Source organism: Marinoscillum furvescens DSM 4134 (genome assembly GCF_003386095.1).
In the GTDB taxonomy this organism is placed as follows: domain Bacteria; phylum Bacteroidota; class Bacteroidia; order Cytophagales; family Cyclobacteriaceae; genus Marinoscillum; species Marinoscillum furvescens.
On sequence record NZ_QREG01000001.1, the window covers coordinates 523,576 to 541,343 of the forward strand.

18 protein-coding genes are annotated in these 17,768 nt (G+C 47.4%); 8 read left to right on the top strand and 10 right to left on the bottom strand.

The genetic code is table 11. The annotated features are described in order from the left end of the window. Nucleotides 1-133 precede the first annotated feature (133 nt). The 3 genes from C7460_RS02385 to C7460_RS02395 are packed head-to-tail and all read left to right on the top strand — an operon-like array spanning nt 134 to nt 1,573. Nucleotides 134-367 (top strand): helix-turn-helix transcriptional regulator, encoded by a 234-nt coding sequence (locus C7460_RS02385; RefSeq protein ID WP_115866451.1) that lies wholly within the window; start codon nt 134-136, stop codon nt 365-367. Further along, nucleotides 336-650, top strand: coding sequence for a HipA N-terminal domain-containing protein (locus C7460_RS02390; protein ID WP_115866452.1), 315 nt, complete (start codon nt 336-338; stop codon nt 648-650). Before C7460_RS02385 ends, C7460_RS02390 begins: the two co-directional genes overlap by 32 nt. Then, on the top strand, nt 647-1,573 hold the full coding sequence (locus tag C7460_RS02395) for a type II toxin-antitoxin system HipA family toxin (protein ID WP_115866453.1): 927 nt from the start codon (nt 647-649) through the stop codon (nt 1,571-1,573). Before C7460_RS02390 ends, C7460_RS02395 begins: the two co-directional genes overlap by 4 nt. A 393-nt stretch (nt 1,574-1,966) precedes the next feature. On the opposite strand, the gene C7460_RS02400 is transcribed toward C7460_RS02395, so the two are convergent. From C7460_RS02400 to C7460_RS02425, 6 genes are all read right to left on the bottom strand, one after another. Further along, a complete protein-coding gene (locus C7460_RS02400) occupies nt 1,967-2,641 on the bottom strand; it encodes a hypothetical protein (RefSeq protein ID WP_115866454.1) in 675 nt (224 codons plus the stop codon). 146 nt (nt 2,642-2,787) lie between these two features. Then, entirely contained in the window at nt 2,788-3,048 is a 261-nt protein-coding gene (gene atpC, locus C7460_RS02405; protein WP_115866455.1) for an ATP synthase F1 subunit epsilon, read from the bottom strand. A gap of 80 nt (nt 3,049-3,128) precedes the next feature. Beyond that, nucleotides 3,129-4,637 (bottom strand): F0F1 ATP synthase subunit beta, encoded by a 1,509-nt coding sequence (gene atpD, locus C7460_RS02410; RefSeq protein ID WP_115866456.1) that lies wholly within the window; start codon nt 4,635-4,637, stop codon nt 3,129-3,131. A 173-nt stretch (nt 4,638-4,810) separates the two neighbouring features. After that, nucleotides 4,811-6,022, bottom strand: coding sequence for a sensor histidine kinase (locus C7460_RS02415; RefSeq protein ID WP_115866457.1), 1,212 nt, complete (start codon nt 6,020-6,022; stop codon nt 4,811-4,813). Nucleotides 6,023-6,208: 186 nt separating this feature from the next. Then, nucleotides 6,209-7,528, bottom strand: coding sequence for an ABC transporter permease (locus C7460_RS02420; protein ID WP_115866458.1), 1,320 nt, complete (start codon nt 7,526-7,528; stop codon nt 6,209-6,211). Beyond that, on the bottom strand, nt 7,521-8,432 hold the full coding sequence (locus tag C7460_RS02425; RefSeq protein ID WP_115866459.1) for an ABC transporter ATP-binding protein: 912 nt from the start codon (nt 8,430-8,432) through the stop codon (nt 7,521-7,523). The genes C7460_RS02420 and C7460_RS02425 overlap by 8 nt, the downstream gene beginning before the upstream one ends. Nucleotides 8,433-8,531: 99 nt before the next feature. On the opposite strand from C7460_RS02425, the gene C7460_RS02430 reads away from it, so the two are divergent. The 5 genes from C7460_RS02430 to hutU are packed head-to-tail and all read left to right on the top strand — an operon-like array spanning nt 8,532 to nt 15,716. Continuing rightward, nucleotides 8,532-9,284, top strand: a complete 753-nt coding sequence (locus C7460_RS02430) for a lysophospholipid acyltransferase family protein (protein WP_115866460.1) — start codon at nt 8,532-8,534, stop codon at nt 9,282-9,284. 25 nt (nt 9,285-9,309) lie between these two features. Beyond that, a complete protein-coding gene (gatC, locus tag C7460_RS02435; protein ID WP_115866461.1) occupies nt 9,310-9,597 on the top strand; it encodes an Asp-tRNA(Asn)/Glu-tRNA(Gln) amidotransferase subunit GatC in 288 nt (95 codons plus the stop codon). Between the two features lie 3 nt (nt 9,598-9,600). Then, nucleotides 9,601-12,444: a tetratricopeptide repeat protein gene (locus tag C7460_RS02440; RefSeq protein WP_147302827.1), complete on the top strand. Its 2,844-nt coding sequence runs from the start codon at nt 9,601-9,603 to the stop codon at nt 12,442-12,444. A 52-nt stretch (nt 12,445-12,496) separates the two neighbouring features. Continuing rightward, nucleotides 12,497-14,068, top strand: coding sequence for a histidine ammonia-lyase (hutH, locus tag C7460_RS02445; RefSeq protein ID WP_115866463.1), 1,572 nt, complete (start codon nt 12,497-12,499; stop codon nt 14,066-14,068). After that, nucleotides 14,046-15,716, top strand: coding sequence for a urocanate hydratase (gene hutU / locus C7460_RS02450; protein ID WP_115866464.1), 1,671 nt, complete (start codon nt 14,046-14,048; stop codon nt 15,714-15,716). Before hutH ends, hutU begins: the two co-directional genes overlap by 23 nt. On the opposite strand, the gene C7460_RS02455 is transcribed toward hutU, so the two are convergent. The 4 genes from C7460_RS02455 to gcvH all read right to left on the bottom strand — a co-directional run bounded on the left by C7460_RS02455 (nt 15,708) and on the right by gcvH (nt 17,721). Then, nucleotides 15,708-16,073, bottom strand: a complete 366-nt coding sequence (locus tag C7460_RS02455) for a hypothetical protein (RefSeq protein ID WP_115866465.1) — start codon at nt 16,071-16,073, stop codon at nt 15,708-15,710. The genes hutU and C7460_RS02455 overlap by 9 nt on opposite strands. A 152-nt stretch (nt 16,074-16,225) precedes the next feature. Continuing rightward, nucleotides 16,226-16,903 carry an energy transducer TonB gene (locus tag C7460_RS02460; protein ID WP_115866466.1) on the bottom strand — a complete coding sequence of 226 codons (678 nt, stop codon included), beginning with the start codon at nt 16,901-16,903 and terminating at the stop codon, nt 16,226-16,228. Nucleotides 16,904-16,949: 46 nt separating this feature from the next. After that, nucleotides 16,950-17,381, bottom strand: coding sequence for a VanZ family protein (locus C7460_RS02465; protein WP_147302828.1), 432 nt, complete (start codon nt 17,379-17,381; stop codon nt 16,950-16,952). Beyond that, a complete protein-coding gene (gcvH, locus tag C7460_RS02470; protein WP_115866468.1) occupies nt 17,347-17,721 on the bottom strand; it encodes a glycine cleavage system protein GcvH in 375 nt (124 codons plus the stop codon). The genes C7460_RS02465 and gcvH overlap by 35 nt, the downstream gene beginning before the upstream one ends. Nucleotides 17,722-17,768: the final 47 nt, after the last annotated feature.

Here is a 17,768-nt window from a genome sequence, read left to right on the forward strand (position 1 = left end):
TAAGATTAAAACACAGCCTCACACCTCATTTATACCCTATAAGGTATAAATAAAAAAGAACACTCATTTCTATACCCGTTATGGTATAATAGCGAAAAATGTGTATTTTTAAACCCGAAAGGGTATAGTTACAATGAAAACGAGATTAGCAACGTTCGTCAAGGATAAAAGAAAACAGGCAGCAATGAACCAGGAAGACCTCTCCTTTGCTGCGGGAGTTGGGTTGCGGTTTGTCCGCGATCTGGAGCAAGGAAAACCAACGCTCAGGATGGACAAAGTAAACCAGGTATTGAACCTTTTTGGGTATGAACTAGGACCAGTAGCACAAAACAGAGATGAGGAAAGCCAAAGTTCTGTATCAGAATAAGTGGGCCGGAACGCTCACCGAAGACGAAGAAGGGTACCATTTCCAATATGAGGAAACGTATTTGGAAAACAAAAATGTGCCAGTAAGCTTAACGCTACCCCTCCAACAGGAGCCTTATCACTCCAATATACTGTTTCCGTTTTTCGATGGCCTCATACCAGAAGGCTGGATTTTAGAAATCGTGGAAAAAAACTGGAAAGTAAACGAAAAGGATAGAATGGGCGTTCTCCTGGTCGCCTGCAGAGATTGCATAGGCGCAGTATCAATAGAACCACACGCATGACCTGTCTTTACTGCTATAAAGAATCCGAAAGCGACTTTCACCCAGGGTGTAGCAAGAAATTGTTCGGCACCACTACACCCCCTATCGTACCCTATACTAAAAATGATTTGCTCATCCTCGCCGAGCAAATGATCAAAGGAAGAGCCACCGTTACCGGAGTACAACCCAAACTTTCCCTCCACATAGAGAAACCCACCAATGAACCCGAAAAGCTAACAATCGTGGGGCTATGGGGAGCATATATCCTCAAACCACAATCTCCTACCTGGGCCGAACTCCCTCAAATAGAAGATGTGACCATGCACCTTGCTCAGCTATCAAAAATCCGAACGGCAGAGCATTCACTGATCAGACTAAGTTCTGGAGAGCTCGCCTACATCACCAAACGCATGGATCGAAATGCCGGAGAAAAAATCCACATGGAAGACATGTGCCAGCTGCTCGGCAGGTTGACTGAAGACAAGTACAAATCTTCGCATGAGCAAATCGCAAAGGAGATAAAACGCAGCAGCATACACCCCGGCCTGGATCTCGTCAGATTTTATGAACTCACCCTGTTTAGTTTCCTTACGGGAAATGCAGACATGCATTTGAAAAACTTCTCACTCATCAAAAATGAGCAGGGACACTACGAATTGGCTCCAGCCTACGACCTGGTAGCCACCGCACTTGTGGTGGAAGGAGATGACGAAGAGCTCGCCTTGACATTATGTGGTAAAAAGAAAAGACTCAGAAATTCCGATTTTTTAAATGCAATGACCACATCAGGCATACCCCAAAAAGCAGCAGAAAACATCCTTCACAAATATTCCAAGCTGTTATACACGTGGAAGGAATTCATCCATCGATCTCTTTTATCACAAGAGATGAAGCAAGCCTATGGCCAACTGATCGAAAGTAAGCATCAACAACTGTATGGGTAGTAAGCATTGCTAAGCATTGAGTCGTTCATGTTGCTCATTGAGAAGTCCTTGTTGGGCATTGAGTGGTCTTTGTTGTTTATTGAGAGGTCCTTGCTAAGCATTGAGGGGTTCATGTTGCGCATTGAGCAGTCCTTGCTAAGCATTGAGTGGCCCTTGTTGTACATAAGCATCGCTTGTTAGGCATTGAGAGGTGTTTGTTGGACGTTGAGTGGTCCTTGCTGAGCATTGAGGAGCTCTTGTTGGGCAGCATGTTTAGCTATCGACAAGCTCTTCAGGTACGACACCAGGTCCTTCATTCACCCCCACCAAACAAAAAAGGGCTGCAAATGCAGCCCTTTTCATCTATATCTTAAAAATGATATCGCTTATTCGTTGATCACAAGTACCGTCAACTTACCAACTTATTGCCCTATTCAGCCCCAAACCAACGTAGTAATAATCTGAGTTAAAATCCCTCGTTGGGATATTCTGGGTGTAGCGAGCGTAAGCCATCACCTTCATTTTAGAAGTAACCTGTTTTTGAACACTGACCTCCCCATCCCAAGCTGTATGGGTAAACGTTTCTACGGCAAACCCCACAGTATAATCAACCAGTTGATCATTCTCGAACCTCGCTGAGGTTAATCTAAATGAAGCGATTTGCTGATTTAAAAGATTAAGACCCGGAGTAATCCTGACCCTGAACCCCAGGAATTTTGGCAATTCGTAGGATAAATAGATGCGAGCATTTTGCATCCCTGCCTGATAAAAGTCGTACCCAAAAACTTCTGCAAACGAAAGATTCCGTATCCTTTTGTCTGCTTCAGGAGGCACGCCTGAAAAAAGCTGCTGCGTAGGTCTCATATAGGATGGGTAGTCATCGTAGCCTCCTGCACCTAATCCTACCCCTGCAAATAAATCACCAATCAAGCCCCGTTCATACGACAATTCGAAGTGATAGCCATTACCCCAGGCTCCAACCATATCTGGATTGAGCCCACCCACTTTTAACGAAAGGAAATCCGCTTGGCCGAGGGAGCAAAAGCTAACCAATGAGAAAATAAGACAGAAAACACCTTTCATCATCATTAATTTAATTGAGGCAAGATGTGCGTAGAGTAATTTACAAAAAGAATATATATTAGCAACTACCTCTTTTAGCGCATTTACATATGAGAAACAAAAAAGGGCTGCAAATGCAGCCCTTTTCTTCTATATCTTAAAAATGATATCGCTTATTCGTTGATCACTTTTTCAGCCAGTACGGTTACTTTATTGTTGAGCACCTCTACCACACCACCACTTACTTGTATGTGGGTTTCTTCTGGCTTTTTGTTGACCTCTCTTACAAACTTGATATCTCCAGTACCTAGAGTAGAGATCATCGAGGCGTGATTGCTCAGCACCTGAAATGACCCATCGCTACCTGGAAAAGTGGCGCTTTCCACTTCACCTTCATAGACTTTTTCGTCCGGAGTTACTATCTCTAAAAACATCTTGTATATCGTTTGGGCTGCTCAGAGGCCGCTTTTGCGACCTCCTGCAGCTGTCAATCTCTAAAAAAAGGTCTTTCGACTTATCCGTTGACCTCAGCCAACAATTTCTCACCTTTGGCCACAGCCTCCTCGATAGTACCTACGAGGTTAAATGCTGCTTCAGGAAGGTGATCGTATTTACCATCCATAATTTCGTTGAAACCTTTGATGGTGTCTTTGATATCTACAAGCACACCTTTCAGACCTGTAAACTGCTCCGCTACGTGGAACGGCTGAGAAAGGAAACGCTGCACTCGACGTGCTCTGTGTACTACTTGCTTATCTTCATCAGAAAGCTCGTCCATACCAAGGATGGCGATGATATCCTGAAGTTCTTTGTAGCGCTGCAGAAGCTCTTTTACGCGCTGTGCACAGTTGTAGTGCTCATCGCCCAGGATTTCTGCGCTCAGGATACGTGAAGTACTGTCCAAAGGATCCACTGCAGGGTAGATACCCAGCTCAGCAATCTTACGCGAAAGTACGGTAGTAGCATCCAGGTGAGAGAAAGTAGTCGCTGGAGCAGGGTCAGTCAAGTCATCCGCAGGTACGTATACCGCCTGTACTGACGTGATCGATCCGTTTTTGGTAGATGTAATACGCTCCTGCATTACCCCCATCTCTGTAGCGAGTGTAGGCTGGTAACCTACCGCTGATGGCATACGACCAAGAAGTGCTGACACCTCAGATCCTGCCTGCGTGAATCGGAAGATGTTGTCTACGAAGAAAAGGATATCACGTCCTTGTCCGCTACCATCTCCGTCACGGAAATATTCTGCAATGGTAAGACCAGAAAGTGCTACTCGAGCACGTGCCCCTGGAGGCTCGTTCATCTGACCAAACACGAAAGTTGCTTTAGATTCTTTAAGGTCTTCTTTGGTAACCTTAGACAGGTCCCAACCACCTTTTTCCATTGATTCTTTAAAGTTCTCGCCGTAGTTTACGATACCCGCCTCGATCATCTCACGAAGCAAGTCGTTACCCTCACGAGTACGCTCACCCACACCGGCAAATACAGACAATCCTGAATATGCTTTTGCGATGTTGTTGATCAGCTCCTGGATCAATACGGTTTTACCTACACCCGCACCACCAAACAATCCAATCTTACCACCTTTTGCATAAGGCTCGATCAGGTCGATTACTTTGATACCTGTGTAAAGTACCTCTGTAGAGGTAGACAGGTCTTCAAACTTAGGTGCCTGACGGTGAATAGGAAGTCCCTGGCCACCATCTGGCTGAGGAATACCGTCGATAGCATCACCTACCACGTTGAAAAGACGTCCTTTGATGTCTTCGCCGATAGGCATTTGGATAGGGCTACCCAGGTCTTCTACTTCCATTCCGCGGAGCATTCCATCTGTAGCGTCCATCGCGATGGTACGAACAGTGTCTTCTCCAAGGTGCTGCTGTACTTCTAGGATTACAGCGGTTCCGTCTTTTTTAGTGACTTTCAATGCGTCCATGATGTTTGGTAGCTTTGAGCCTTCAGCATCAAAGCTTACATCCACTACCGGACCGATAACCTGGGTGATTTTGCCTTTATTAGCCATTATCTAACTGTGATTTAAATAAGCGTATCTTGAATCGAGTGCGAAATTAATCTAAAATTGATTAAGAGAAAAAGCACCGCTGGAAAAGTGTTCGCGATTTCATCAATATCCAGGAAAACACCCCTTTTCATACCCTCTACCACATCTCATATACCAAATTACCTCTACGAGTATCAGGTTTTTAGCAATATCCTGAAGGTCGTCCCTTTGTCTACTTCTGAGTGTTTTACAAAAATCTTCCCGCCATGGTAGTTTTCTACAATCCGCTTGGTCAGCGCCAGACCCAGCCCCCAGCCTCGTTTTTTGGTGGTAAAACCCGGCTTAAAAACTTGTTTCACGCGGTGCTTGGCGATCCCTTTTCCGGTATCGGATATATCCACGGCTACTTGCCCATGATTGATCCGCATCACACGGATATCTATTCGCCCCTTGCCCTCCATGGCATCCACAGCATTTTTAATGATATTTTCGATCACCCAGGCAAACAGAGGCTTGTTGAGCAAGCAACCAATATCCTCATTGGGAAAAGCCTCTACAGTCATGGCCACTTTTTTAGAAATGCGCACCTCCAGGTAGCTGATTACATCACGCACCACCTCATACATGTTTTCCTCCCGCATCTGCGGCACACTACCGATGTTGGAAAAGCGCTCAGTAATCATCTCTAGCCGGTCCACGTCTTTTTGCAGCTCCAAAAAGATATCGCGATGATCCGGAAAGGTCTCTTTGAAATATTCTACCCAGGCAATGAGCGAAGAGAGTGGCGTACCCAGCTGATGTGCGGTCTCTTTAGCCATACCTACCCATACCCTATTCTGCTCTGCAGTACGCGAGTAGTTAAACACCGTGAAAATTATGAGCCCAAAAATGGCGATAATGGAAAGCTGCACATACGGATAGTAGCGAAGCTGAACCAGGAGGTACGAACTCTTATAATATATGTGCTTGTAGCCATACACCTGATTATCGTCATCCACCAGCGTTACCAGGATGGGGTCACGCTCGGCTTTCATATTAGAGATTTCTTCGCGCAGGTAGGCACCCTTCGCCGCGTCTTTTAGGTTGTCAGCCTTAGGCAGATTTCGGTAGTACTCCGGCTCACCAAATTCATTGGTAAGGATCACCGGGATGGTGTTGTTGGCCTGAATGATTTCCTCCAGGATAAAAATCTGATTGGGAGCATCACTTTCGTTGGTGAGGTACTCTAGCGTACGGGCATAGAGGTCTATCTGCTTTTTCTCACGCTCGCGGATCTGCTTCACCAGCTGATCGGTATAGATAATAGAGCCAGCACTAATAATGAGTGAAATACCCAGCACCACCCATTTAAAGCTGGACCGATTGGAGTACAAACTGACCGAGGGCTGTTCACGATAGGTATTCAATAGTTTTTGGGGTTTAGCAGAATGGGGCTAAGATAGCTAAAAGCAGGAGGCTCCACCAATTTTTGGTTTTTTGGCATCTACCAAAATTTATTCTCAACATTTAGCAGCCACATCAAACAAAAACTGCTCCACCAGCCCAATACCCGAGCCAATGAAGCAGTTTACAAACGAACTTTTACTTCTTACTTAATTCTTCATCATAAACCACTTGGCCAGCACCTTGTAGTTGACCTTGGTGCCATGCATGAGGATACCGATGCGATAAATACGGCTCGCTACCCATACGGTAAACACAAAACCACCCACCATCAGGGCCATGGACAAGGCTAGCTGCCATACCGGCACCCCAAAAGGCACGCGCATCATCATCACCACCGGCGAGGTAAACGGTATCATCGACATCCAAAAGGCCAGCGAACCATTGGGGTCATTGAGCACGGCGGTGAGCATCACTATAGCCACAATCAGCGGCATGGTGACTGGCAGCATAAACTGCTGGGCATCGGCATCACTATCTACCGCAGAGCCTATGGCTGCAAACAGAGCTCCGTATAATAAGTAGCCAGCCAAAAAGAAAAACAAGAATGCCACTACGACCATCGGAAGGTTTATGGATTCTACGGCACCCGCTACCTTAGCCATAAAATCTCCACCTGAGTCTTCTTCTAGCTCGGCTTGTGCTGCAGCTACCTCCTCCATACCGGGGCGCTGCTGCTGAGCCTTCATGGCATCATCCATAAAGGCTCCTCCTACCACAGAGCTCACCCCCATAGTCAGCAGGATCCACAAGATAAACTGTGTAAGCCCCACACCAGCGATACCAATTACCTTGCCCATCATCAGCTGAAAAGGCTTCACCGATGCAATGACCACCTCAATGATCCTACTGGTTTTTTCTTCTACAACTCCACGCATACACTGCGTGCCGTATACGAAGATGAAAATGTAAATCAGAAACGAGGCTACATACCCAATCACCGTAGCTCCTACCGAGCTGCTTTCTTTCTCACCTCCAGCCGACAGGTTGATGGTGGCTATGTCCACATCGGCTTTGAGCTCATCCAACACCGACTTATCGATCCCTGACCGGCGTAGTTTTTCGTTTTCTATCTCGCCTTCCAGCTTTCGGCTAAGGGAGTGGACTAGAGAAATACTTGGATTGCTTTGCGCATAAAACGTGACTCCTTCCGGGTTTTCTACATCTACCCTGGGGATGTACAGCACTCCATCATAGGCACCATCTTCCAGGTCGCGTTTGGCGGCATCCAGATTTCCAGTACTATAATCAAAGGTCATTTCTTTCGAATCTTGAAACACTGCCTCAAACATGCCACTCTCATCGATCACCTGTAGGTGCTTCGTTTCTCCAGACTCTGTAGCACTCCACCCGATGAAGAAAAAGAAGCCTCCAAACAGCAATGGCCCGAGGAGCGTCATGATGATGAATGATTTTTTACGCACTCGCGACAAATACTCACGAGCAATGATCAACCCTACCTTATTCATGATTGCCTCCTTTCACTTTTTGGATAAATATTTCATTGATAGTGGGCACCTTTTCTATAAAGGAGTGAATCTCCACCTCGCCCATCAGCACGCGCAGCAGGTTATTAGGGCCTCCATCGGTTTTGTCTTTGATGACAGACCGTGTATACCCTACTTCGCCAGGCGCTGATGTAAGCAACTCATAGTCCGCACCAGCGGTCAGCTGCCCTTCGTGCTCTACGATAAATGTTCCGTTTTTGTGAGCCTGCTTGATGTCTACTTTTTTGCCATCCAGAATTTTTTCTGACTGATTGATCAGGGCTATGTGATCACAAAGCTCTTCTACCGACTCCATACGATGGGTAGAAAAAATTACGGTAGCACCATTGTCGCGCAGCTGCAAAATTTCATCTTTGATCAGATTGGCATTTACCGGATCGAAACCTGAAAACGGCTCATCCAAAATAATCAGTTCGGGCTCATGCAGTACGGTAGCTATAAACTGCACCTTCTGAGCCATTCCTTTGGAGAGGTCTTCGATGGCTTTGTTGTGCCAGGGTGTCAGCTCGAGCCTTTTCAGCCAACTTTTGATTTTGGCTACGGCATCTGGCCGTGAGAGTCCTTTTAGACGTGCCAAATAAAGCAGCTGCTCGCCTACTTTCATCTTTTTGTACAAGCCTCGCTCCTCTGGCAGGTAGCCAATAAGGCGCACCATTTCAGGAGTGATCTCTTCACCATTGAGCATTACACGTCCCTGATCCTGCTCTATGATGCGGGTGATGATCCGGATCAAAGTGGTCTTGCCAGCGCCATTCGGTCCCAGCAGCCCGAAAATACTTCCTTTGGGGATGGTCAGGCTAACGTCATTCAGCGCAGTATGCGATGCGTAGCGCTTGGTCAGCCCTTCTACTTGTAATAATTCCAAAATAACTTTTTTTTAGGTTTTGCATGTTAGTTGAATGCGCAGTGAATTTATTACACATACTCGAGATATTTTTACCATCCATATAAATGATTCGTAAAAGTGAAGATTGCTAAATCGCCTTACACCTGGTACGCTATTTTGGTGTTTTTGATGAGCTGCGTAATAGTGGTACCTACATTGGCACTACTGAGCACCAACCGCCGCTGGCACCTCGCCGGACTACAGCTCCACCGCTGGTGGGCAAAAATCGTATTTTGGATTTGGCGAATGCCCGTAGAAATCTCAGGGCTAGAGCACCTGAAGACTGCAGATCAAAAGATCTATTGCAGCAATCACTTTTCATACCTGGACATCCCCACATTTTTTCTCACCACAAGTGGAAAACTGATCGGCAAAAGCTCGCTCACCAACATTCCGCTCTTCGGCTATTTCTTCAAAAAAATGCACATCCCCGTCAACAGGTCCAGCATGCGAAGCAGGGCAGAAAGCATGAAACGCTCGCAGCAAGCGATAGACGAGGGGTATGACGTGGCATTTTTCCCCGAAGGGGGCATCCGTGTGCAGCCCAGCGACCTGCCCTACATGTGTAGCTTCAAAGACGGTGCGTTTCGACTGGCAGTAGAAAACCAGCTCCCCATCATTCCCATCACCAAGGCTACCAACTTCATCATTTTGCCCGATGTATCGGAAATAAAATTTAGACACACTCCCTGCAAAATCACGGTCCATCCGCCCATCTACCCTCAGGGAAAAGGTGAAACTGCCATCAAAGCACTTAAGGAGCAGGTTTTCAACACCATACAATCCGAACTTCTAAAGCATCACCCTGATAAAGTCAAAACTGTTAGCTAATATTGTCGGCTAGAAGGTATTCGTCATGAAAATAGATAAGGACACACTACATAAAATAGCACATCTGGCGCGAGTGGAGATCAAACCTGAAAAAGAGGAAGGATACATCAAAGACCTGGAAGAAGTACTCACCTGGGTGGAAAAACTCAATGAGTTGGACACCGATGGTGTGGAGCCTCTTACGAACATGTCTTTTGAAGAGAATGCCCTACGACCGGATGAGCGTAGCCACCAGCTCGAACATGAGCGAGCGCTAAAAAATGCTCCAAAGGCAGACGATGACTACTTCCGCGTACCTAAAGTACTGGACTAAAACGTGAAACAACTTACTGGCATGCCTCAAAAACTCCTGATCGTTTTCTTTTTAGGAGTAGCAGGACTTTTCTGCTATCATTATTTTGCAGGCTATGATAGCAGCATCAACTGGAATGTAACCACCACCGCAGAAACCGAAACATTCGAACACTCCACTATTGTCAAAGGGCCATTTACCTTTAGCCTGGAAGGCAGCAAATACGCACTAGCTGAGTCATTCACGGCGGGCCCTATCACCCGAGATTACCAAAGAGACGGTGCTTTCCTCCTACTCATGTTTATCGGGCTGGCCATTTTTCTAACCACAGCCACCTACCTCACGCGGTTTTGGTTTATCCTGATCATGGGCGCCATGATTTTTTTCATCATCAGCCTGCAGCTGCCAGAGATTCAATTATTTGGCTTTAGCGATACCTCCTCCGGTGCAGCCATCGTTACATTACTGATCATACTGCTGCCTGCGTATGTTTTTCATGCGTTTGCTACCAGCAGCCCTTATGCGCTGCGTTTGCTCACCATTCTTGGAGCCTTTGCCTCCATAGCCTTGTTTTCCGGAGTAGAGCTGATTACCCTGCAGGAGCAGCTGATCAGCCGCAGCTACTTTGGGTGGGTGATATTGTCGCTGCTCTTTCTGATTACCATCGCAGAAGACCTCATTTTTGGCATCTTGTACCTCATCACCCGTTCTAAAGGCGGACAGGGCAACGCACTCCATTTCTCTATTTTCTCATTGCTATACCTGACCGTATGGGGACTGTACTATGCCAATAAATACGGATACCTCTCAATAGAACTCACGTTCTTCAATCCTTTTGCAGTCTTTATTCTTAGTAGCATAGTGGCGCTTTGGGCACTAAAACACAAAGCCTACCTATTCCAAGGGCTAATGCCTCTCCGTATGGTGTATGCTTTTTTCTGCAGCGTTGGCATTATGGTGATGGCTTTCTATGGACTGGCATTTTTCCGTGGCAACGACCCGGTATACGAAGCTTTTCACTATTTCATTCTCTATACTCACATCGGTTTTGGTGTGATGTTTTTCATTTACATCCTTGTAAATTTCATCACTCCGCTCGTACAGGGCTTACAGGTATATAAAGTAGCGTACCGCAACCAAAACTTTCCCTACATAAGTGCCCGACTTGCAGGTTTAGTGGCTGTAGCGGCCCTTTTTTACCTCGCCAGCCGTGAGCCGTGGCTACTCTATCAGGCAGGAAAATTCAACTACCTGGGTGCACAGGCCCAAACCATGGGCAATGACCTGCTGGCCAAAGAGTACTTCTCCCAGGGTGCAGTATATGGCCAGGACAACCACTTTAGCAACTACCAGTTGGGATACCAAAAACTACAGGAAAATGATTTTGACCAGTCAAATTACCGGTTTGGTAGAGCTACCGTACGCTACCCTTCGCCACAGGCGTTTATCAACTACTCCGGCACTTTTGCTAAACTAAATGAAGCCACTCCAGCCCTGGTAAGCCTTCAGGATGGTTTGCGCGAGTTTCCCAATAACAGTCAATTACTCAACAACCTGGGGCTCATTTACCTGGATCAGGGAAAACTCCGACAAGCGGAAACCACCCTTCTGCAAGCTGAGTCAAATAATGAATGGACACAAGCAACCCAGGTAAATCTCTGGAGAGTTAAACCCTTTGACAAGGAGGTAACCTCATTTAAGGAAAGCAACCTGGCGGTAAAAGCAAATATTCTGGCCAAGGCACTGAACACGGAGGATCGCATCAGCTTGCCTCTGGACACCTCCAACCTTTACCCTTCTTACCCACTGCATCGCATGGCGTATCTCACCAATGCCGCCGGATACTTTGGAAGTGAAGCGATTGCCGGCCTACTTGAGCGTGAGCTGGCAGGCCCAATCGAAGAGTCAACTTACTGGACGGCAAAAAACGCCGTAGCACTCACCTATTATCAAGCCCTGGACATCAACCAGGCCATCAGAAGCCTGCACCAACTTGCCCTGGAAGCTACCGGTGAGCAAGTGGCGAATTATTACTACCAGATGGGGCTGATTGCTCTGGATCAAAATAGCCCTGAAATGGCGCTTTCATATCTGGATGCATCCATTGAAGCAGGAGGAGACCAGGCATTGTTTGCCAAACTGGCCGCAGCATTGGAAGTATCTTTTGAGCAAGGTCTGGAATGGGCTAACCACCTTACCTCTCTTGATACCTCATACTTATCCGTAGCCAACAGCCTCGCTCAGCTTGAAAACCGTGAAAACCTCGAGCAAGGGAAGCAACTTACGAGACTTTACTACTTCCACGAAGACTACCAACTGGCCGAGCTATCCGCCCTACTGAGTACTGCCGACAGCTCTTTTGCTCAGAATTTCTGGACCAAAGCATCACACGACCTACTCACCACTGGCAACTTTGATCGACTTACAGGGTTAATGAGTATTTTAAAACCTAAACTGCCCCCCCAGCACACCATAAAAGCACGTCTGCTGCTTGCCCTACAAGAGCAAAAACCGCTACCGGACCACCCAGCCAGCAGATTACTGGCAGCCAAAGATGCCAATGGACTGAGAAACTACCTGCGCAAAAATCCTTTTGATGAACCCATGGTCCTACACCTTTCGCGCGAACTTCTGCGCTGGGACCCCTCCACAGCATACGATGTGCTGGTGGAAGCCATTGACATCAACAAAAGGAGTGTAGCTTTGCACAAGCAATACATACTTACAGCTCTGGAAGTGGGGCTACAGAGCTATGCCAGCGACGCGCTGGAAAAGCTCGAAACGATAACAACCCGGAATGACTATCGGGAGTTTGAGCAAAGATATCTGACCCGAAAAGCAGAAATCGACGCTGAATCCGCCTGGTAGATTCCAAATGTATAACGCTGGCTACCCACCAGCATAACATGTACTTTGGACTATGAAACACCCCTTTCAATTTGGTGAGGATACCCTCACCCCTGCGCTAGCATTGGCTCTTGCGAGAGGCTCTCTGAACGGCGCCTTTAGCTCAACTACAAAAGAAAAAATCATCAAAAGCCATGATGCTGTGGCGGCTATTGCCAACGGTGACCGAGTGGTCTATGGCGTGAATACTGGCTTTGGGCCACTTTGCACTACCATTATTTCCAAAGAGCAAACCCGTGCGCTGCAGGAAAACATCTTGCGCAGCCACAGTGTAGGCGTGGGTGATGCGGTACCTCAAGAGGTGGTAAAACTCATGCTGGTCACCAAACTGCACGCGCTTAGCTTCGGCTACTCGGGCATAGCGCTCGCTACGCTAGAGCGGATCCACTGGCACCTGCAAAACGACATCATCCCGATGGTGCCTACCCAAGGGTCTGTAGGGGCCTCGGGAGACCTGGCGCCATTGGCTCACCTGTTCCTTCCGCTTATAGGCCTGGGGCAGGTTATGGCTGATGGCCAAATACAAAACAGCCTGGAAGTACTGGAAAAGCACCACCGGGAGCCACTAAAACTAGGCCCGAAAGAAGGGCTGGCACTCATCAATGGCACACAGTTTATTTTGGCGTATGCCACTCGCGCTGTAGAGCGCCTGCACAACTGCCTGGAACTGGCAGACATCATTGGCGCCATGTCGCTAGAAGGAGTGCTGGGATCAGCGGCCCCTTTTCACAGCAAGCTGCACCAGCTCAGGCCCTTTGCAGGCAACCAACACGTAGCCTTCCGTCTGCGCACACTACTTAAAGACTCAGAGATGGTCGCCTCTCACCAAAACTGCGGACGTGTACAGGATCCCTATTCGCTCCGCTGCATGCCTCAGGTGCATGGCAGCTCACGCAGCGCATGGCTACACCTCTACCAGCAAGTGACCACCGAGCTCAACAGCGTCACCGACAACCCGATCATTCTTAGTGCGGAGGAATCCATAAGCGGTGGCAACTTTCACGGACAGCCACTGGCCCTACCTTTGGACTATGCTACTTTGGCTGCTGCCGAAGTGGGCAACATTTCGGATAGGCGCACCTACCTCCTCCTGGAAGGCGGTGAAGCAGGCTTACCAAAACTACTCATGAAAAACACGGGTATCAACTCGGGCTTTATGATCCCGCAATACACCTCTGCAGCACTGGTGAGCGAAAACAAGTCACTATGCTTTCCTGCCAGTGCTGACAGCATCCCTACCTCGCTAGGTCAGGAAGACCATGTAAGCATGGGCTCCATAAGTGGCCGCAAGCTCAACCAGGTCATCGACAATCTGGAGAACATCTTAGCGGTGGAAATGATCTGCGCGGCACAAGCTTTTGACTACCGAAGGCCTATGAAATCTGGCAAAATACTGGAAGCTTGCCATGAGCTCATCAGAAGTCAAATAGATCATGCCGAGGAGGACCGCATTTTTGCCAATGATATCCGAAAAGCACACAACCTAATTAGCAGCGGTGCCATCAACAGCACTGCTTATGACATAGCCCAAAAACACGACATTAACCTTAAAGGAGATTACTATGAACAGTTCTCAATTTCTTAAAAAATACGCCAATCACCCCACCTACAAATCACCTATTGGAAACACACTCCACGCAAAGTCGTGGCAAACCGAAGCACCGCTCCGGATGCTGCTCAACAACCTGGACGCGGAAGTAGCCGAAGACCCCGGCGAACTGGTCGTATACGGTGGCACAGGGCAGGCTGCCCGCAACCGGGAATCGTTAGAAAAAATCATTCAACTGCTCCTTGAACTCGAAAACGATGAGAGTCTGCTGGTACAGTCTGGCAAGCCTGTGGGCAAAGTGCGTACACATGCAGAAGCACCGCGTGTACTTATCGCAAATTCCAACCTGGTGCCTGCCTGGGCCAATTGGGAACATTTCGAAGAGTTGAAAGCAAGAGGCCTGATGATGTACGGCCAGATGACGGCAGGCAGCTGGATATACATCGGGTCTCAAGGTATCCTGCAAGGCACCTACGAAACCTTTGCAGCATGTGCCAATCAGCATTTTGATGGCACACTCCGACATAAGTTGCTCGTTTCTGGAGGACTTGGCGGGATGGGTGGAGCACAACCGCTCGCTGCCACGATGGCCGGCGCCACCTTTTTAGGTGCAGATGTAGACCCCACACGCATTGAAAAGCGCCTCAAAACACGCTATATCGACAAGATGACCGATAGCTACGAAGAAGCCAGAGACTGGGCCCTTTCAGCTAAAGCCAAAGGGGAGAACATTTCCATAGGGCTGGTGAGTGATATTGGAGACCTCCTCGAAAATCTAAAAACTGACGGCATAGTACCTGACGTACTAACCGATCAAACTTCAGCACACGACCCGGTTTTTGGCTATGTGCCTAACGGACTAAGCCTTGAAGAAGCGGCTGCTCTTCGCTCTAAAGATACCAAAGCGTACAAAGCATTATCCCTGAAGAGCATGGCCAGGCACGTAAGCCTCATGCTGGAAATGCAGCAGCAAGGAGCCATTACTTTTGACTATGGAAACAACCTACGGGAATTCGCCGTGCAAGGTGGCGAGCCCAACGCTTTTGATTTCAAAGGGTTTGTGCCAGAGTACATTCGCCCACTTTTTTGTGAAGGCAAGGGACCTTTTCGGTGGGCAGCGCTCTCAGGAGATCCAGAGGATATTTATACCACCGACAAAGCCTTGATGGAAGCCTTTCCCGAGAATGAACACCTGATCAATTGGCTAACGCAGGCCAAAGAAAAAATTAGCTTTCAGGGCCTGCCCTGTAGAATCTGCTGGCTAGGTATGGGCGAACGCGAAAAAGCTGGCCTGATCTTCAATGAGCTGGTGAAGAAAGGTAAGGTAAAAGCACCAATCGTGATTGGTCGGGATCACCTGGACTGTGGATCGGTAGCTTCACCCAACCGGGAGACGGAAGGCATGAAGGATGGAACGGATGCCGTGTCTGACTGGCCGCTGCTCAACCTACTATCCAACGCTTCTGGCGGAGCCACGTGGGTATCCTTTCACCACGGCGGTGGTGTAGGCATGGGCTACTCACAGCATGCAGGCATGGTAGTGCTTGCCGATGGCTCTAGCCGAGCAGAGCGCTGCCTACGCAGGGTACTGCACAATGATCCGGCCATGGGCATCTACCGACACCATGACGCAGGCTATGAAGACGCCACACGTACCGGCGAACAGCACGGTATTTTAATTTAGTGACTGTGTGACCAGGTATTCTTTCGCTGCTTCTTCACTATCAAAAGGTTTTAAGGACCCTCCTAGAATCTTATTGTAAATGATAAGCAGCGCTTTTTTACCTCCGGTTACGCCCACGATGGCTCCTTTCATGGGAATGTCCTTGGTCTCTTCACCAAGCCTTCTGATAAATTGATTGAATTTTGGTTTGGCAAATGCCCCCGTGATATTGACTAAACGCAAATGAGGTTTGCGTTCTGAAAGTAGCCAATCTCGAAGATGTGTTGCTGTGGTGATCATTTCATCTTCAGACTGCTCTTGATAGTCCACGTAGATTATCTCTTTGCCTTTATAGTAAATCTTGCTAAATCCAGCCATTGGCGGTGTGTGTTTGTTAGGTTAGAAAAGCTGTCTTGTAAATTAATACGCGCTAAATAAACACACAACGCATTTGGAAGAGAAAATGCTCAACAAACAAAAAGCCCTTGTATTGCTACAAGGGCTTTTCTATTTAGAGAATAAGATTATTCTTAGTTACTCAGCTTAAAGATGATAGGCAGTACCATTCTTACTTTTACCGCTCTACCACGCTGCTTACCTGGCTTAAACTTTGGTGACTCACGAAGTACTCTTTCAGCTTCTTCATCACATCCAGCGCCAATTCCTTTTACAGCTTTCACTTCCGTTACGGTTCCGTCTTTGTCTACTACAAACTGTACATAAACTCGACCTTCGATACCCATACGACGTGCTTGCGACGGGTAACTCATTTGATCTCCAACGTACTTGTAAAAGGCTGCCATTCCTCCTGGGAACTCAGGCTGATCTTCCACAATCGTGAAAACTTCTTCAACCACTTCCTCTTCAGGAGCCTCTTCGAACACGATATCTTCAATTACAGTTTCTTCTGTAACCTCCACATCAAGTTCTACTTCTATTTCTTCTTCAATTTCCTCCTCATCAGGAACCTCTATAATTTCCGGAAGTTGGATTTTTGGTGGTGGTGGTGGCGGCTGCTCCGTAGGAGGTATTTCCATGATGTCTTCAAAGTCATCTTCCACCTGCCCTAAATCTACCAACCCCGAGTCATCGTAGGTTCTCCATTCGAAGGCAACTATCACCAATAGCAAACTCACTGAGAAGCCAATGTTCATCAGCAGCCCGGACATCCGGTTGAGATCTGCTTTGGGGTTCTTCTTTGGTTCCATAAATAATTTATCTTTTAATCTTTCTTCAAGAGTAGTCTCAAATATATCACTTATCCAACTTATTTTCCATACAGATTAGTTCCTTTTTGAGAAAATAAGCCACTGTAAGGCCAATTACAGCTCCTATCATATCTGCCAGAAAATCCTGAACATCACCTGCTCTGCGTGGCATCAGCGTCTGGAGCATCTCGGTAGCAATGCCAAAGAATACTGCACCGCCAAGTACAGCAAGCAAAGTGGATATTTCCTTACGCAACCGCTGATCCAACACCAGGTACACCTGACATGACCACATGGCAAACAAAGCAAAGTGTGCCACCTTGTCCTCTCCACGAAACCACCGCGGCCCACGCACAAATTCTCCCGGCATCAGCAGCAGATAAAGAATTAGTGCCGTCCAAAGAACGGTAGTAGCTAGCAGATAGGGCTGGAGCTTGCGGATATTATTGACCAATGAGTTTTTGATAATCTTCAGCACTTAGTAGTTTGTCTCCATTGTCTGAAACTTTCACTTTAATCATCCAGCCTTCACCATAAGGATCAGAATTGACAAGCTCAGGGCTAGCCTCCAGTTCTGAATTGAATTCAAGGATTTCGCCAGATAATGGCATGAACAGATCAGAAACTGTTTTCACAGCTTCTACTGTACCAAATACTTCTCCAGAGTCGATGGATTCTCCTTCAGTTTCGATCTCTACATAGACAATATCGCCTAGCTCACCCTGAGCAAAGTCTGTGATACCGATGTAGGCTTCGTCACCTTCTATTCGCACCCATTCGTGATCTTCTGTGTAGAGTAAGTTTTCTGGTATATTCATTTCTTTAGCGTTACAAGGAGCCGTATGGCTCTGTTGATGTTATTTAT

Bases quoted from the DNA above. Each gene is read 5' to 3' on its own strand.
- C7460_RS02385 (WP_115866451.1), top strand. From the start codon at position 134: ATGAAAACGAGATTAGCAACGTTCGTCAAGGATAAAAGAAAACAGGCA.
- C7460_RS02390 (WP_115866452.1), top strand. From the start codon at position 336: ATGAGGAAAGCCAAAGTTCTGTATCAGAATAAGTGGGCCGGAACGCTC.
- C7460_RS02395 (WP_115866453.1), top strand. From the start codon at position 647: ATGACCTGTCTTTACTGCTATAAAGAATCCGAAAGCGACTTTCACCCA.
- C7460_RS02400 (WP_115866454.1), bottom strand. From the start codon at position 2,641: ATGATGATGAAAGGTGTTTTCTGTCTTATTTTCTCATTGGTTAGCTTT.
- atpC (WP_115866455.1), bottom strand. From the start codon at position 3,048: ATGTTTTTAGAGATAGTAACTCCGGACGAAAAAGTCTATGAAGGTGAA.
- atpD (WP_115866456.1), bottom strand. From the start codon at position 4,637: ATGGCTAATAAAGGCAAAATCACCCAGGTTATCGGTCCGGTAGTGGAT.
- C7460_RS02420 (WP_115866458.1), bottom strand. From the start codon at position 7,528: ATGAATAAGGTAGGGTTGATCATTGCTCGTGAGTATTTGTCGCGAGTG.
- gatC (WP_115866461.1), top strand. From the start codon at position 9,310: ATGAAAATAGATAAGGACACACTACATAAAATAGCACATCTGGCGCGA.
- hutH (WP_115866463.1), top strand. From the start codon at position 12,497: ATGAAACACCCCTTTCAATTTGGTGAGGATACCCTCACCCCTGCGCTA.
- hutU (WP_115866464.1), top strand. From the start codon at position 14,046: ATGAACAGTTCTCAATTTCTTAAAAAATACGCCAATCACCCCACCTAC.
- C7460_RS02455 (WP_115866465.1), bottom strand. From the start codon at position 16,073: ATGGCTGGATTTAGCAAGATTTACTATAAAGGCAAAGAGATAATCTAC.
- C7460_RS02460 (WP_115866466.1), bottom strand. From the start codon at position 16,903: ATGGAACCAAAGAAGAACCCCAAAGCAGATCTCAACCGGATGTCCGGG.
- gcvH (WP_115866468.1), bottom strand. From the start codon at position 17,721: ATGAATATACCAGAAAACTTACTCTACACAGAAGATCACGAATGGGTG.